General features: G+C 58.4%; 12 protein-coding genes and 1 pseudogene. 5 read left to right on the top strand and 8 right to left on the bottom strand.

The genetic code is table 11. The annotated features are described in order from the left end of the window. Positions 1 to 210 precede the first annotated feature (210 nt). The 5 genes from JFT91_RS19260 to tpx form a co-directional block, all read right to left on the bottom strand. Complete coding sequence (locus JFT91_RS19260; protein WP_201226076.1) at positions 211 to 1,683, bottom strand: efflux transporter outer membrane subunit; 1,473 nt, start codon at positions 1,681 to 1,683, stop codon at positions 211 to 213. Beyond that, on the bottom strand, positions 1,680 to 4,787 hold the full coding sequence (locus JFT91_RS19265; protein ID WP_201233514.1) for an efflux RND transporter permease subunit: 3,108 nt from the start codon (positions 4,785 to 4,787) through the stop codon (positions 1,680 to 1,682). The genes JFT91_RS19260 and JFT91_RS19265 overlap by 4 nt, the downstream gene beginning before the upstream one ends. Positions 4,788 to 4,932: 145 nt before the next feature. Beyond that, a complete protein-coding gene (locus tag JFT91_RS19270; RefSeq protein ID WP_201226078.1) occupies positions 4,933 to 8,034 on the bottom strand; it encodes an MdtB/MuxB family multidrug efflux RND transporter permease subunit in 3,102 nt (1,033 codons plus the stop codon). After that, on the bottom strand, positions 8,031 to 9,335 hold the full coding sequence (locus tag JFT91_RS19275) for an MdtA/MuxA family multidrug efflux RND transporter periplasmic adaptor subunit (RefSeq protein ID WP_201233515.1): 1,305 nt from the start codon (positions 9,333 to 9,335) through the stop codon (positions 8,031 to 8,033). The genes JFT91_RS19270 and JFT91_RS19275 overlap by 4 nt, the downstream gene beginning before the upstream one ends. A gap of 189 nt (positions 9,336 to 9,524) precedes the next feature. Continuing rightward, entirely contained in the window at positions 9,525 to 10,025 is a 501-nt protein-coding gene (gene tpx, locus JFT91_RS19280) for a thiol peroxidase (RefSeq protein ID WP_201233516.1), read from the bottom strand. Positions 10,026 to 10,337: 312 nt separating this feature from the next. On the opposite strand from tpx, the gene JFT91_RS19285 reads away from it, so the two are divergent. Then, positions 10,338 to 10,763 (top strand): YciI family protein, encoded by a 426-nt coding sequence (locus JFT91_RS19285; RefSeq protein ID WP_201234018.1) that lies wholly within the window; start codon positions 10,338 to 10,340, stop codon positions 10,761 to 10,763. 121 nt (positions 10,764 to 10,884) lie between these two features. Here JFT91_RS19285 and JFT91_RS19290 read toward each other — a convergent pair whose 3' ends face one another. The 3 genes from JFT91_RS19290 to JFT91_RS19300 form a co-directional block, all read right to left on the bottom strand. Further along, positions 10,885 to 11,100: a cold-shock protein gene (locus JFT91_RS19290; protein ID WP_518524881.1), complete on the bottom strand. Its 216-nt coding sequence runs from the start codon at positions 11,098 to 11,100 to the stop codon at positions 10,885 to 10,887. 224 nt (positions 11,101 to 11,324) lie between these two features. Further along, complete coding sequence (locus tag JFT91_RS19295) at positions 11,325 to 11,534, bottom strand: cold-shock protein (protein ID WP_201233517.1); 210 nt, start codon at positions 11,532 to 11,534, stop codon at positions 11,325 to 11,327. A gap of 223 nt (positions 11,535 to 11,757) precedes the next feature. After that, entirely contained in the window at positions 11,758 to 11,967 is a 210-nt protein-coding gene (locus JFT91_RS19300) for a cold-shock protein (RefSeq protein ID WP_201233518.1), read from the bottom strand. Between the two features lie 404 nt (positions 11,968 to 12,371). On the opposite strand from JFT91_RS19300, the gene JFT91_RS19305 reads away from it, so the two are divergent. The 4 genes and pseudogenes from JFT91_RS19305 to JFT91_RS19320 all read left to right on the top strand — a co-directional run bounded on the left by JFT91_RS19305 (position 12,372) and on the right by JFT91_RS19320 (position 16,597). Beyond that, positions 12,372 to 13,166 (top strand): hypothetical protein, encoded by a 795-nt coding sequence (locus JFT91_RS19305; protein ID WP_201226081.1) that lies wholly within the window; start codon positions 12,372 to 12,374, stop codon positions 13,164 to 13,166. Between the two features lie 10 nt (positions 13,167 to 13,176). Continuing rightward, positions 13,177 to 14,588, top strand: a pseudogene (locus JFT91_RS19310) (DUF1254 domain-containing protein). A gap of 83 nt (positions 14,589 to 14,671) precedes the next feature. Then, the gene (locus tag JFT91_RS19315) at positions 14,672 to 15,529 is read left to right on the top strand and encodes a transporter (protein WP_242489338.1); all 858 of its coding nucleotides are present in this window, start codon (positions 14,672 to 14,674) and stop codon (positions 15,527 to 15,529) included. Between the two features lie 60 nt (positions 15,530 to 15,589). After that, positions 15,590 to 16,597 carry a transporter family protein gene (locus tag JFT91_RS19320; RefSeq protein ID WP_518524887.1) on the top strand — a complete coding sequence of 336 codons (1,008 nt, stop codon included), beginning with the start codon at positions 15,590 to 15,592 and terminating at the stop codon, positions 16,595 to 16,597. The last annotated feature ends 13 nt before the right edge of the window (positions 16,598 to 16,610 follow it).

The following is a 16,610-nucleotide window of genomic DNA, read 5'->3' on the forward strand; positions in this document are numbered from 1 at the left end:
ATCGTCCTACAAGGCTCTGGCCCGCGTGTCATAGCAATTATTGAACACTTGTGGCGAGGGGATTTATCCCCGACGGGCTGCGAAGCGGCCCCAAAATCCAGCAACGCAAGTATTCCTGAACCACCAGGTCGGATGGTTTCAGGGCTGCTCCGCAACCCATCGGGGCGGTGCGACGTTTCGCTAAATCCCCTCACCACAGGTTTCCGGCACTCACTTTTTGTTGTCGCTTACTTCCAGATCGCCATCCCAACCACCGCCCAGCGCTGCAATCAATTGCACGCTGGCAATCAATCGGCTCTGCAGAATGTTCAGCACGGTCCGCTCGTTGCTCAACGCCGTGGCTTGCACCACCACCACATCGATATAGGCAATCAGGCCGGCCTTGTACTGGTTCTCCGTCAAGCGCAGGGAATCACGCGCGGCGTCCAGCGCCTCTTGACGCACCGCCGCTTCGTCCTCGTAGACTTTGAGCTGCACCAGATAGTTTTCCACTTCGCGGAAACCGTCGAGCACGGTTTGCCGGTACTTGGCCACGGTCTGGTCATACACCGCCTCGGTGCGATCAACCTCGGCCGAACGGATGCCGCCGTCAAACAGCGGCAAGTCGAGTTTCGGCCCGACCGACCAAAAGCGGTTTGGCAGACTGATCAGGTCTTTCGACGTGCTGCTGCTGTAACCGCCACTTAAACTCAGGGACAGATCCGGGTAATACGCCGCTTTCGCCACGCCGATATTGGCGTTGGCGGCGATCACCGAGCGCTCGGCCGAGGCAATGTCCGGGCGGCGTTCCAGCAGCTGCGATGGCAGGCTCAACGGCACCTGCGGCAGGTTCGGAATGGTCTGCGTTTCCGCGATGTTGAAATCCGCCGGGGCCTGCCCGGTTAGCACGGCGATCGCGTTCTCGAATTGCGCGCGCTGCCAGATCAGATCGACCAGATCAGCCTGGGTGCTCTTCAACTGCGTTTGCGCCTGGGCCACCGCGTCCCGCCCGGAAACGCCCGCACGGTACTGGTTCTGGGTCATTTTCAGCGATTTTTCGTAAGCCGCCACTGTCGACTCGAGCAGACGTTTCTGCTGGTCGATCACACGCAATTGCAGGTAGTTCTGCACCAACTCCGACTGCTGGCTGAGGCGCATCGCCGCCAGATCGGCAAAACTTGCCTGGGCACTGGCCTGATCCGCCTCAAGACCGCGCCGCAGCTTGCCCCAGATGTCCGCTTCCCAACTGACGCCCAATTGCGCGTTGTAGGTGTCACGGATACCGCTGGAAGAGCTGCTCAAACTCGAACTGCTGCTGCCGGTGCCCTGACTGGAACGGGTCTTGCCCAGGCTCAGGTCAACATTGGGGTAGAACGCCCCGCGCGCACTGCGCACCAGAGCTTGAGCCTGCCGGTACTGGGCTTCCGATTGCGCAACCGTCTGGTTGGAACTGTTGAGTTTCTCGATCAGCCCGTTGAGTTGCTGGTCGCCGTATAACTCCCACCACGCGCCACGGGCCAGGGAATCGCTCGGATTGGCCTGACGCCAGCCCTCGGCTTCCTTGTATTGAGCAACTTCAGCAGTCTGCGGGCGCTGATAGTCCGGGCCGACGGCGCAGGCACTGAGCAGCGCCACGCACAGCGACAGGCTCAGCAGACGCGAACCGCGAACAGTGGCCAGATTGATAAGCGAACGGTCAGTCATAGCGGAGTTTCCAAAGCGGCGTCAGTACGCACGCCACGCCATTTGTTGAAACGATGGCGCAGCTTGTCGAGATAAAGGTAAACCACAGGTGTGGTGTAAAGCGTCAGCACCTGGCTGAAAATCAGCCCGCCGATAATGGTCAGGCCCAGTGGCTGGCGCATTTCCGCGCCCTCCGCCCGGCTGAGCAACAACGGCAGGGCACCGAGAATCGCTGCCAGCGTGGTCATCAGAATCGGACGCAGCCGTTGCAGGCAAGCACTGCGGATCGACTCCAGCGGAGTCATGCCCTGATGCCGTTCCAGTTGCAGCGCCAGGTCGATCATCAGAATGGCGTTCTTCTTCACCACACCGATCAGCAGGAACAGCCCGAGCAGCGAGATCAGGCTGAACTCGCCGCCGAGCAAATAGATCGACAGCAACGCCCCGACACCGGCCGACGGTAACGTCGAAAGAATGGTCAGTGGGTGAATGTAGCTTTCATACAGCACACCCAGCACCAGATACACCGCCAGCAGTGCTCCGAGGATCATGAACGGCTGACTCTTCTGCGTGGCGGCGAAAGCGTCGGCGGTGCCGGCCATTTTCGCAATCACGTCTTCCGGCAGACCGAGCTTGGCAATCGCTCGCTCGATGGCAGCGCTGCCCTGCTCCACCGTTACGCCTTCGGCCATGTCGAAAGAGATGTCTTCCGAAGCAAACTGGCCTTCGTGGCTGACGCGGTCGTCTTCCAGGCTGTTTTCGTAGTGAGCGATGGTCGACAGCGGAATCCGTGCACCGTCAGCCGTGATCACTTGCACCTGCTTGAGCGTCACCGGGTCCTGGGCGTACTTCGGATTGACCTCCATCACCACCTGGTATTGGTTGAGGCTGTCGTAGATCGTCGAAATCTGCCGCTGGCTGTAAGCGTTGTTCAGCACTGCGGTGACCATGTTCATGTCCACACCCAGGCGTTTGGCCTGATCGCGATCGACAATCAACGTTACCTGCTGCGCGCCCTTGCCTTCACGCGCATCGATCGCCGTCAGCTCGGGCAAGGCCCGCAGCGCGGCAACCACTTTCGGATACCACTCACGCAACTGACCCAGATCACCGCTCTGCAGGATGTAGCTGTATTGCGACGTGGTCTGTTCACGACCGCCGCCGAATTGCAGGTCCTGGTCAGCCATCAGCATCAATTGCGCGCCCGCTACTTTGGGCATTTCCTTGCGCAGACGTTCGATGACTTTCTGCGCCGACAACTGGCGATCCTTGATGGGTTTCAAGCGCACCAGCATGAAGGCGTTGTTTGTGCCGTTGGTGCCGCCGATGAACCCGGCAACACTTTCCACCGCTTCGTCTTTAAGCACGGCGCGGCGGAAAGTCTCCATTTTCGGTTGCATCACGCTGAACGACAGACCGTCGTCACCGCGCACGAAACCAATCAGTTGACCGGTGTCCTGCTGTGGCATGAAGGTTTTTGGCACCACTACGTACAGCGCAACGTTGACCGCGACGGTAATCAGCAGGCTGAGCAAGGTCAGGCGCCGATGGCGCAGCACCCAATCGAGGCTGGTGGCGTACTTGCCGACCATCCAGTCGTTGGTCTTGCGGCTCCAGCGTTGCAGGCGATTTTCCTCGCCCGGGGTGTGCGGCTTGAGCCAGCGGGCGCAGAGCATTGGTGTCAGGGTCAACGAAACCACCAGCGACACGACGATGGCTGCGGCCAGGGTGATGGAAAACTCGCGGAACAGGCTCTCGACAATCCCGCCCATGAACAAAATCGACAGAAACACGGCGACCAGCGAAACGTTCATCGACAGGAGCGTGAAGCCGACTTCCTTGGCCCCGAGGTACGCGGCCTGCATCGGTTTGACGCCTTCGTCGATGTGCCGGGAAATGTTTTCCAGCACCACAATGGCGTCATCCACCACCAGGCCGGTGGCAAGGATCAGCGCCATCAGCGACAGGTTGTTCAGCGAGAAGCCATAGAGGTACATCACCGCAAAGGTGCCGACCAGTGACACCGGCACCGCCAGCGTCGGAATCAGCGACGCGCGGAAGTTACCGAGAAACAGGAACACCACGAGGATCACCAGCGCCACGGCGATCAGCAAAGTCATCTCGGCTTCGTGCAATGTCGCCTTGATCACCGGCGAGCGATCCATGGCCAGATTGAGCTTCACACTGGCCGGCAATACCGCTTGCAGCGCTGGCAGTTGCGCCTTGATTTCGTTGACCGTCTCGATGATGTTGGCACCGGCCTGGCGGTTAATCACCAGCAACACCGCCGCGTCATCATTGAAGAAACCGCTGTTGTAACGGTCCTCGACGCCATCGCTGACCTTGGCCACGTCTTTCAGGCGCAACGCGGCACCGTCGGCGTAATGGATGATCAGCGACTCGTAATCCTTGGCCTTCTCCAGTTGATCGTTGGCCTGAATCTGCCACAGCCGCTGGCCGTCCTCGACCGAGCCCTTGGGCCGGCGCACGTTGGCGTCGGCGATGGTCTTGCGCACATCGTCGAGCGCCACGCCATACTGGTTCAGCGCCTGCGGTTCGAGTTCGATGCGCACGGCCGGCAGCGAGCTGCCGCCGATCTGTACTTCGCCGACACCCTGCACCTGCGACAGGCTCTGGGAAAGAATGGTCGACGCCAAATCGTAGAGCTGACCTTTTTCCAGCACGTCCGAGGTCAGCGACAGCACCATGATCGGTGCCTGCGACGGGTTGACCTTCTTGTAGGTCGGCATGCTGCGCATTCCGCTCGGCAACAAATTGCGCGAGGCGTTGATGGCTGCCTGTACTTCCCGCGCGGCGCCGTTGATGTCGCGGTCGAGGTCGAATTGCAGGATGACCCGCGTCGAACCCTGGCTGGAGCGGCTGCTCATGGTGTTGACGCCAGCAATGGCGCCGAACGAGCGTTCCAGCGGTGTCGCCACGGTGGACGCCATGACCTCGGGACTGGCACCGGGCAGACTCGCCTGCACGACAATGACCGGGAAATCCATTTGCGGCAGCGGCGACACCGGCAACAGACCGAAGCTGACACCACCGAGCAGCATGATCGCCAGGCTCAGCAGCATCGTCGCTACCGGGCGCTTGATGAAAGGACCGGACAGGTTCATTGACCAATATCCCAGGATTCACACTGAACCACTGTGGGAGCGAGCCTGCTCGCGATAGCGGTGTTTCTGTTTACATTGATGTTGCAGGTGCTGGCCTCATCGCGAGCAGGCTCGCTCCCACAAGGGGTTAGCTGTAGGGCTGAAGTCATACCGAGACCTCTTCGGCGTCCGCATTGGTCTTGCCAAAGCGCCGGCCCAGACGATCGAAATACAGGTAGATCACCGGCGTGGTGAACAGCGTCAGCACCTGGCTCACCAACAAACCACCGACCATCACCAGACCCAGCGGTTGGCGCAGTTCAGCGCCGGAACCGGTGGCGAGCATCAATGGCACAGCGCCAAACAAGGCCGCCAGCGTTGTCATCAGAATCGGTCGGAAACGCAGCAGCGCCGCCTGATAAATCGCCTCCTCCGGCGCCATGCCCTGGTTGCGTTCGGCATCGAGGGCAAAGTCGATCATCATGATCGCGTTCTTCTTGACGATACCAATCAACAGAATGATGCCGATGATCGCGATCATGCCCAGGTCGTTGCCGCTGAGCAGCAATGCCAACAACGCGCCGACCGCCGCCGACGGCAATGTCGAAAGTATGGTGATCGGGTGGATGTAACTCTCGTAAAGCACACCCAGCACGATGTACATGGTCACTACCGCCGCCAGAATCAGCAGCAAAGTGCTCGAGAGCGAAGCCTGAAACGCTTCCGCCGCGCCCTGGAACTGGGTCTGCACGCCCACCGGCATGCCGATGTCTTTCTGAACCTGCTCGATCACGTCGACCGCATGCCCCAGCGCCACGCCGGGCGCGAGGTTGAACGACATCATCACTGCCGGAAACTGGCCGATGTGGGTAATCGCCAGTTGCGCCTGACGTTCCTCGACATGGGCAAGACTCGATAACCGTACCTGCGCGCCGTCGGTGGTCTTGACGTGAATCTGATCCAGCGCCTGCGGGCCGATTTTCTCCCCGGCCTGTGCCTGCAGCACCACGCGGTACTGACTGGCCTGGGTGTAAATGGTCGAGATCTGCCGTTGCCCGAAGGCGTCGTACAAAGCGTCAGTGATATTCGCTACCGAAACGCCGAGGCGCGAGGCGGCATCACGGTCGATCACCAGATAGACCTGCAAGCCCTTGTCCTGCAAGTCGCTGGCAACATCGGTCAGCTCCGGGCGTTGCGCCAACGCTTCGACAAGACGACTGCTCCATTGGCTGAGCAGTTCAGAGTCCGGCGAGGACATGCTGAACTGGTATTGCGTGCGGCTGACACGGTCTTCGATGGTCAAGTCCTGCACCGGCTGCATGAACAGACGAATACCGACCAGTTTGTCCAGTTGCGGTTGCAGGCGTGCGATCACTTCAGTGGCAGTCAGCTCTCGCTGCCCGTGAGGTTTGAGGTTGATCAGCAAGCGCCCGCTGTTGAGCGTGGCGTTGTCGCCGTCGACACCAATGTAGGACGACAGGCTTTGTACTGCCGGGTCTTCGAGAATGATTTTCGCCAGCGCCTGCTGCCGCTCGCCCATCGCCGCGAAGGAAATCGACTGCGGTGCCTCGGAAATACCCTGAATGACCCCGGTGTCCTGTACCGGGAAGAAACCCTTCGGCACCACCATATAAAGGAACACGGTCAACGCCAGTGTGCCGATGGCCACCATCAAGGTCAGCGGCTGATGCTTGAGCACCCACTGCAATTTGCGCCCATAGGCCGCAATCATCCAGTCGATCACCGCGCCACTGGCCCGATAGAAACGGCCTTGCTCATGTTCTTCCGGCTCACGCTTGAGCAAGCGCGCGCACATCATTGGCGTCAGGGTCAGCGAGACGACAAGCGAAATCAGGATTGCTACCGCCAAAGTGATGGCGAACTCGCGGAACAGCCGCCCGACCACGTCAGCCATGAACAGCAGCGGTATCAGTACCGCAATCAGCGACAGGGTCAGGGAAATCAGGGTAAAACCAATCTGTTTGGCGCCCTTGAGCGCCGCCTGCATCGGACTATCGCCCTCTTCGATAAAGCGCGCGATGTTTTCCAGCATCACGATCGCATCGTCGACCACGAAACCCGTGGCGATAGTCAACGCCATCAGGGTCAGGTTGTTGACCGAAAACCCGGCCAGATACATCACGCCGAAGGTACCAATCAGCGACAGTGGCACCGCCACCGACGGAATGATCGTCGCACTGGCGCGACGCAGGAAAAGGAACGTCACCATCACCACCAGCGCGATGGCGATCAGCAGTTCATGTTGCACGTCGGTAACCGAGGCGCGGATGGTTTGAGTACGGTCAGTCAGCACCGTCACTTCGAGACCGGCCGGCAGGTTGTCGGTGATGCTCGGCAGCAAAGCCTTGATCCGGTCGACCACTTCAATCACGTTTGCGCCCGGCTGACGCTGGATGTTCAGCAAAACCGCCTGATTCAGGTTAGCCCACGCGGCCAGACGCTCGTTTTCCGCACCATCGACGATTTCCGCAACGTCCTTGAGCCGCAGCGGCGCGCCATTCTTGTAGGCGAGGATCAGGTTGGCGTAATCCTTGGGCGAGGTCAGTTGATCATTGGCATCGAGCATCGACACCCGGGTCGGGCCGTCAAAGTTACCTTTCGGCTGGTTGACGTTGGATGCACTGATCAGCGTGCGCACGTCCGACAGGTTCAGGCTGTTGGCGGCCAGGGCTTCCGGGTTGACCTTGATCCGCACGGCCTGCCGCTGGCCGCCGGCAATACTGACCATGCCGACGCCGCTGATCTGGGCGATTTTTTGCGCCATGCGCGTATCGACCAGGTCATTGAGTTTGGGCAGGAGCATGGTTTTCGAGGTAATGGCCAGGGTCAGCACCGGGGTGTCGGCCGGGTTGACCTTGTTGTACACCGGCGGCGCCGGCAAGTCGGTCGGCAGCAGATTGGTTGCCGCATTGATCGCCGCTTGCACCTGTTGTTCGGCGACATCCATGTTGATGTCGAGGCTGAAACGCAGGGTCAGCACCGAAGCGCCACCGGAGCTGGTCGAAGCCATCTGCGTCAGCCCCGGCATCTGCCCGAACTGACGCTCGAGCGGCGCGGTGACGGCGCTGGTCATCACGTCCGGGCTTGCGCCGGGATACAGGGTCATGACGCGAATGGTCGGGTAATCGACCTGCGGCAGCGCCGAGACCGGCAGCAAGCGATAAGCGATCAGGCCGGCCAGAACAATGGCCAGCATGCTCAGGGTAGTGGCTACCGGACGGAGGATGAACAGCCGCGAAATGTTCATGCGCCCTTCTTGGCCTTGTCGGTGACAGCAGTGTCAGTCGGGGTCGCGGCGGATTTACCTTGCAGGTGTTCGGTCGGCGTGGTCGGCACCTGATTGCTGTCATTGACCACCTCCACTTCGCTGCCTTCCTTGAGGCGATCGGTGCCTTCCAGTACCACGCGATCGCCGGCGGCCAGGCCTTCGGTGATCACGGTGTTCTCACCGTCACTGGCGCCGATTTTCAGTTGTCGGATGGTGACTTTCTTGTCGCCGTCCAGCGCGTAGACGAAGGTGCCGTTGGTGCCGAACTGAATGGCCGCCGACGGTGCCAGCACTACGCCTTTCAGCGTATCAGCCAGCAAGTGCACGTTGACGAACTGATTGGGGAACAGCGATTGATCGCGGTTATCGTAACGCGCCTTGAACTTCAGGGTGCCAGTGGCGACGTCGATCTGGTTATCGAGGCTTTGCAACACGCCGGTGGCTTGCAGTTTGGCATCGCCGCGATCCCACGCTTCGGCGGGCAGTTTGGCGCCGCTGCGGTAGCGGGCAAGCACGGTTTCAAGGCTGTTTTCCGGCAGTGTGAAGGCGACGCTGATCGGTTGGGTCTGAGTAATCACGGCGAGGAATGTGGTGTCGTTGGCCGCCACGAGGTTACCGACGTCGACCTGACGCAAGCCGACACGACCGGCAATCGGCGCGCGGATTTTGGTGAATTCCAGATTGAGCTTGGCGTCGTTGACCGCTGCCTGATTGGTCTTGACCGTGCCCAGATACTGGCCGACCAGCGCTTCGGCGGTGTCCAGAGTCTGTTTGGCGATGCTGTCCTCTTTGAACAGACCGCGGTAACGCTCAACGTCGACCTGAGCATTTTTCAGCTGTGCCTGGTTCTGCAGCAAGGTGCCTTCAGCCTGCAGCAAGGCATTCTGATAAGGACGCGGATCGATCTCTGCCAGCAAATCCCCGGCCTTGACCATCTGCCCTTCTTCGAAATTGATCTTCACCAACTCGCCGCCAACCCGGCTGCGTACGTTGATGGTATTGAGCGCCGTCACCGTACCCAGTGCCTTGTAATACAGCGGGAAGTCCCCTGTCACCGCCGGCGCGACCCGCACCGGAATCGGCCCGGTGCCACCACCGAAGCCCGGCCGCATCATCCCCGAACGCCCGGTATGCCCGGCCGCCTTGTCAGCGCCCTCTTTGTGGGCCGAACCGGTGGGCCAGAATTTCCAGCACAGGACGGCGATAACCAACAAGACAAGCAGGCTGATCAGCCAGCGACGGGAGTTGCGTGGGGACGATTGCATGGATTGATTAACCATTGGGCGCGTGGGCTTCTTTTTACGGGAGGCTGAACGATAAGCACTGACGAGACTTAAGCAAAGCAGCTTTACCGGCTATTTACTTTCAACTTACGTTTCAAGGTGTGTGGCAAAGCACTGATACACAAATGAAAACGGCCTGGACAAGGCCAGGCCGTTAACAATTGTAAAGCGCTTGTTTCAGAACACTTATTTCAACACAGCCAGTGCCGCGTCGTAGTTCGGCTCTTCAGCGATTTCCTTGACCAGTTCGCTGTGCAGGACGTTGTCGTTTTCGTCCAGAACTACCACAGCACGGGCGGTCAGGCCTTTCAGCGGGCCGTCAGCGATGGCTACGCCGTAGTTTTCGATGAACTCGGCACCGCGCAGGGTCGACAGGTTCTGGACGTTTTCCAGACCTTCGGCGCCGCAGAAACGCGCTTGGGCGAACGGCAGGTCAGCCGAGATGCACAGCACCACGGTGTTGGCCACGTCGTTGGCCTGAGCATTGAACTTGCGCACGGAGGTGGCGCAGGTCGGAGTATCGACGCTTGGGAAGATGTTCAGCACTTTGCGCTTGCCGGCAAAGTCTTTCAGGGTGACGTCGGACAGATTGCCGGCAACCAGGGAAAAGGCTGGCGCCTTGGAACCGGCTTGTGGCAACTGGCCGTTGACTTGAACCGGGTTGCCTTTGAGGGTGACTTGAGCCATGACTTGAGTCCTTCTGAACGTTGTTTTAGAAAATCACGCAAGGGCCGAAGTTAACCACGAAATTGTTCGACAACCTATGCCTGAACCGAAATTGTCATGAACAACCACCCCAAACTGCATACAACTCAAGCCCCCTGTAGGAGCTGCCGAAGGCTGCGATCTTTTGATCTTGATCTTGAAAAACAGGATCAAAAGATCGCAGCCTTCGGCAGCTCCTACAGGCTTGTTGCGTATTTTTTAACGCCTCTGTCGATTCATTCCACGATCGTTCGACTAAGCAATGAATCCCTCACACTCTCTGGAGTAACCGCCATGCGATTCATGATCTTTGTCAAAGCAAGCGCCGATTCCGAAGCCGGCATCATGCCTAGCGAACAATTGATTACCGAAATGGGCAATTTCAACGAAGAACTGGCCAAGGCCGGCATTCTGGTCGATTGCGATGGCCTCCATCCAAGCAGCAAAGGCGCCCGTGTTCGCTTCTCCGGCGAAAAGCGCACAGTCATCGACGGCCCCTTTATAGAGACCAAGGAGTTGGTCGCCGGCTATTGGATCTGGGAAGTGAAATCGAAAGAAGAAGCCATCGAATGGGTCAAACGCTGCCCCAACCCAATGCCGGGCAGCGACTCGGACATCGAGATCCGGCAGATATTCTCTGCCGAGGACTTCGGCGAACAGTTCACACCTGAATTGCGCGAGCAGGAAGAGCGCATCCGCGACCAAGCGAAGAAATCCTGACCCATCCCACGCGTGGAATGCGATCAACCTGTGGGAGCGGGTTTGCTCGCTCCCACAGGGGACTGGTTCTGACCCACCAAAAACTTGCAGTCTCCGACGGCCTTTACAAAAGGTGAAAGAGTTAAACCACCTGAATCTCTGAAACTTGCATTGCGTCGGGGCCTTTGATTACCACGAATTGAACCCTGTCGCCTTCTTTAAGTTTAAGCGTTTTGAATCCATCCGATTTGATCGCAGAGAAAGGCGCGAATAGATCCGGGCCACCGCCATCTGGAGTGATAAACACATACTCCTTCGCATCGTTAACCCACCTCACAACTCCTCTTACCATAGTCATGATTGCCACCCTTTCGCTCATCTTCGCGCAAGTCGATAATCCTGCGCGGCACCCCACCATCAAACGCCCATCCCCCCACCCCGACAACTGTCAAACCTGACAGGGTGTAAATATCCACAGTCCCTCCGTAGGAGCTGCCGCAGGCTGCGATCTTTTGACCTGGCTCTACAAAAACAGGATCAAAAGATCGCAGCCTGCGACAGCTTTTACAAAAGCTGAAAGCGTTATATCGCCTTAATATTGGAAGCTTGCAGTCCTTTAGGGCCTTGTTTCTCCTCGAAGGAAACCTTTTGGCCTTCTTGAAGCGATTTGAAACCATCGGATCGCACCTCAGAGAAATGCGCAAATAGATCCGCGCTTCCGTCATCTGGAGTGATAAACCCAAACCCTTTTGCATCGTTAAACCACTTCACCGTCCCTGTTTGCGCTGCCATGGTTGCCATCCTTTCGCTGATCTTCGCGCAAGCCATTAATCCTGCGCGTTACCCCACCATCAAACGCCCATTTCCCCACCTCGACAACTGTCAGACCTGACAGGGTGTAAATATCCACAGTTCCCCAGTAGGAGCTGCCGCAGGCTGCGATCTTTTGACTTGGCTCTACAAAAACAGGATCAAAAGATCACAGCCTTCGGCAGCTCCTACAAAAGCGAGATATTCATATCGGTCGGATATTTATGGCGCGGGGTTCTTTGCCATCATTTTTTACTTCATACGAAACCTTCAAATTTTCAGCAATCGATGTAGATGTAAAAGCCTCGGGTATGAAACCGGTGGAATGCGCATATAAGTCCTTACCCCCATCATCCTGAGCGATAAATCCAAACCCTTTGGTATCGTTAAAAAATTTTATCTTTCCTGTTGCCATGATTGCCTTCCTTTCGCTCATTTTCGCGCAAGCCATTAATCCTGCGCGTTACCCCACCATCAAACGCCCATCCCCCCACCTCGACAACTGTCAGACCTGACAGGGTGTAAATATCCACAGTCCCTCTGTAGGAGCTGCCGCAGGCTGCGATCTTTTGACTTGGCTCTACAAAAACAGGAGCAAAAGATCGCAGCCTTCACAGTTCCTGCGAAAAGCGGGAATGCTCAGCACACTTTCCCGTGAACTCGCACACAAAACCAAAGAATTAATCCATTCGACTGGCTAACTCCGAATTTGCTGCTAGCGTCATTCAGACGTGTCCTACAGGGTTGATAAGAAAGGGATTACGCCGTCAACGGCCGCCAAGTGCCGAGTTATCCAATCAGCCACCAGGGAATCGGGGAATGGTTTTGAATCAATGGGGATGCTGCGCCTTGCTGTTGGCGAGTTCGCTGACGCCCGTAGGTTGTGCCTGGGCGAATAACGCCGAGGAAGCCAACAAGAGCAACAACCCGCTGAACCTGGCGCCCGGCGCCAACCTTCAGGACTACTACACACCCAAGCTCTACGACACCAATGTCCATACCAACGACGCCCTGTTGCGCGGCACCTTGCCGATTGCGCCGAACGACTTCATTGGTGTGCCGCAATTGCTCCGCGCAACCATGCCGGTCAGCACCCGCCCCGACCCGCACGGCGGTTATAGCAGCGGCATCGGCGATCTCAATCTGTTCGATATCTTCCTGCTCAAGACCGATGGCGTGCAGTTGGGCATCGGCCCGCAAATCACCGCACCCACGGCTGCCGAGGACGAACTGGGCACCGGTAAATGGCAGGCCGGCCTTGCCGCGATAGCGATTGACTCTTCACCGCGCGGGCTGCTTGGCGCACTGGTGCAGTACCAGAGTTCGTTCGCCGGCGATCATGATCGGCCCCACGTCGAAACGGCGACGATGCAGCCCTTCATCATCCATAACCTGGAAAAAGGCTGGTACCTGCGCTCCACCGGCACCTGGACGTTCGATCTGAAAAACGACACCCACTACATCCCGATCGGCCTCGGCGCAGGCAAGGTGTGGAAATCCGGCAGCAACATTCTCAACGCCTTTGTCGAGCCGCAATGGACGGTCGAACGCAAAGGCGAGGGACTGCCGCAATTCACCCTGTTCGCCGGTATCAACGTGACATTTGGCAAGTAGGTAAAACGCCATGAGAAGAGCTATCAAAATCGCCGGTTACAGCTTGATGACAATGTTCGCCAGTTGCGGTGTTGGCGCCCAGGATTTCAGCGCCAGCCCCGACGAGGCCCGCGCCATTGCCAAGGAAGCCTACCTATATGGGTTTCCGGTGGTGGAGATGTACAAGACCCTCTACACCCAGGCCGTCGACACTAAAAGCCCGAACTACAAGGCACCGTTCAATCAGATCGGCAACACCGCCAAGGCCTTCACTGCCAAGGACACCGCATTCGTCACACCGAACGCCGACACGCCCTACTCGTTCGTCTGGATGGACCTGCGTGCCGAACCGTTGATCCTGACCCTGCCAGCCATTGAGGAGCACCGCTATTACTCGGTGCAACTGATCGATGCCTACACGCAGAACTTCGCCTATCTGGGCACCCGCAGCACCGGTAACAATGGCGGTCACTTCATGATCGCCGGGCCGGACTGGTAGGGTCAGCAACCGGTCAATATCGACCGACTGGTGCGCAGCGAAAGCAACATCGCCTATGCGCTTTACCGCACACAGCTGTTCGATGAAAAGGATCTGGCCAAGGTCAAGCAGATTCAGAAGGGCTACAAGGTCGAAACGCTCAGCCATTATTTGAAACAGAAAGCCCCGCCCCCGCACCGAAGGTCAGTTGGCCGAAACCGACGCCAACCATGAGCGAAACCGCGGATCTGTTTCGCTACTTGAACTTCATGCTCGCCTTCACGCCACCGCAGGATGTCGAGAAAGACCTGCTCGCGCGCTTCGCCAAAATTGGTATTGGTGCGGGTCAGCCGTTCGATCTGAAACAGTTCAGCGCCGAGCAACGCAAAGCGCTCGAGGATGGCATCAGCGATGCCAAGGCCGAGTTTGCCGCGTTCAAGAAAGACAAGGTTGATACCCACGAAGTCAGCAGTGGCGATCTGTTTGGCACCCGCGATCGCCTCAAGGGCAATTACCTGTATCGCTATGCCGGCGCCAACATGGGCATCTTCGGCAACTCCGCCGAGGAGGCGAATTACATCGGTTACTTCGTCGACAAGGATGGCCAACCGGTCGACGCCGCGAAACACGACTACACCCTGCATTTCGACAAGGGTGCCCTGCCCCCTGCCGACGCGTTCTGGTCGCTGACCATGTACGACGGCAAAAACAAATTGCTCGTGGCCAACCCGCTCAACCGCTACCTGATCAACTCGCGGATGTTGCCGGATCTGAAGCTCGACGCCGACGGTGGCCTGACCCTCTACGTGCAACACAAGAATCCGGGCAAGGACAAACAGGCTAACTGGCTGCCGGCGCCAAACGGGCCGTTCTACGGGGTGCTGCGTCTGTACCTGCCCAAACCGGAAGTGGCCAGCGGCGAGTGGAAGATGCCGTTGTTGACGCCCGTGATCGCTAAACCATGAGAATCCAATCGACAAATCGCTGGAGCACTGAGATGGGCCCGAAGACATCCAAAAAAGCCGCATTGACAGCGCTTGGCCTGACCATGGCGCCACTGTTGAGCGTTGCGGACAACGCGCGCGACTGGCAAAACCTGCCCACCGATCTGAACATGGTGTTTGGTTATTACAACCGTATCGATACCAACACGCCGATCGATACGGCGCTGCCGATCGACGGCTTGTCCCTCGACGCCAACCTGTACATCGCCCGATTTGCCCGATCGTTTGCAATTGACGGGCGCAACAGCGCGATCCAGATCTTGCAACCCTATGCCGATATTTCGGCGTCCTTCGACAATGCGCAGTTTTTCAACGGTACCAAACACAATGGCGGTATGGCCGATACCCAGGTGGTGCTGGTGCATAACATTTTTGGCGGCCCGGCGCTAACCAAGGAAGAGTTCGCCAACTGGACGCCGGAGACGTTCCTCACCGGCGCACTTTGGGTAACCGCGCCTACAGGCGATTACGACAAGGACCGGATCATCAACATCGGCTCGAATCGTTGGGCATTCAAACCGGAGGTTGCCTTTGGTACCCCGATTGGCCCTACCTGGCTCGAATTCAATACCTATGTGTCGTTGTACGGTGACAACGACGACTATCACGGTGACGGCAAGCTCGAACAGAAAGCGCTTTATGCCGTTGAGGGTCACTACAGCTACACCATCAACCGCGCTTTATGGGCCTCACTCGATGCGACGTACAGTCGTGGCGGCGAAACAAAAATCAACGGCGACTGGCAAGACAACAAACAGGAAAACGGCCTGCTGGGCGCCACTGTCGGCTTCATGCTGTCACCTCAGTTTGGTGGGCTGATCGCCTACTCGGACACGGTCTCCGAACGCACCGGTTCACCGGATGTAAACACTTGGACGTTACGTCTGCAGTACGCCTGGTAGCGGAGCCGTATCACCATGACGACTGCATGGAAGCGACCCGGCCTGGCCCTGTGCACCGCAATGTTCAGTGGCCTCGCCTACTCGGCGGGCAACTTGCCGACCCTCGACAACACACCGCCGCCCAGCGCCGGCAAGGGCGACCCCGAAACCTGCCACCGCCTGCAACAGGACTTCGACATCGACCTGAAAAAAGTAGTGGCTGCCGGTTGCGACCCATCCACCGAACAGATCGCCAAGTTGATGGACAACCCGGTCGGCAACCTCGTGCTGCTGTTCAACCAATACGACTACACCGCGCTCAAAGGCCCGAACAGCAACGGCACACGGATGCTCGGCAAGTACAGTTTCATGCCGACCTTCCCGATCTCCCTCGGGGAAGACTGGAACCTGATCAACCGCTTGCCGATCAGCTACGTCAGCGCCCCGGTCAACCGCAAGGCCGGCAATCTGATCGGCATGGGCCCGAACGAGTTGCTGCACGATCGCGGCGACTTCGCCTCGGTTATTCAGGATCCGTTCGACCGCACCAGCGGTTTCGGCGATCTGGCCTATGTCGGCGTGTTCTCGCCCAAGGAGCCGATCCGCTTCGACGGCGGCGGCAAACTGGTCTGGGGCGTCGGCCCGACGGCGATGTTTCCCACCGCTGAAGAAGACGTGCTCGGCACCGGCAAATATTCGCTGGGCCCGGCGTTCGTCGCCGCTTACCTCGGCCCGGACTGGACGCTCGGCGTGTTTCCGCAGCACTGGTGGTCCGTCGGCGGCGACAGCAAACGCAAGGACGTCAGCCTGACCAACGTGCAGTACTTCATTCAACGGGCGATTCCAGGGCCGGAACAATGGCGGATCGGTATGACGCCCAACGTCACCGTCAACTGGAAAGCCGACGGCGGCAACAAGGTCACCTTCCCGATCGGCATTGGTGCCGGGCGGATTTTCAACTTCGGCAAATTACCGGTGCGCATCTCCGGCGAAATCCAGTACTCGGCGATCCACCCTGACGACCTGATCAGTAGCCGCTGGAATTTCCGGCTGTCGTTCATTCCGGTCATTCCGACGTTCATGTTTTGAGAAGGAAGCACAC

This window comes from Pseudomonas sp. TH08 (genome assembly GCF_016651275.1).
Lineage (GTDB): Bacteria > Pseudomonadota > Gammaproteobacteria > Pseudomonadales > Pseudomonadaceae > Aquipseudomonas.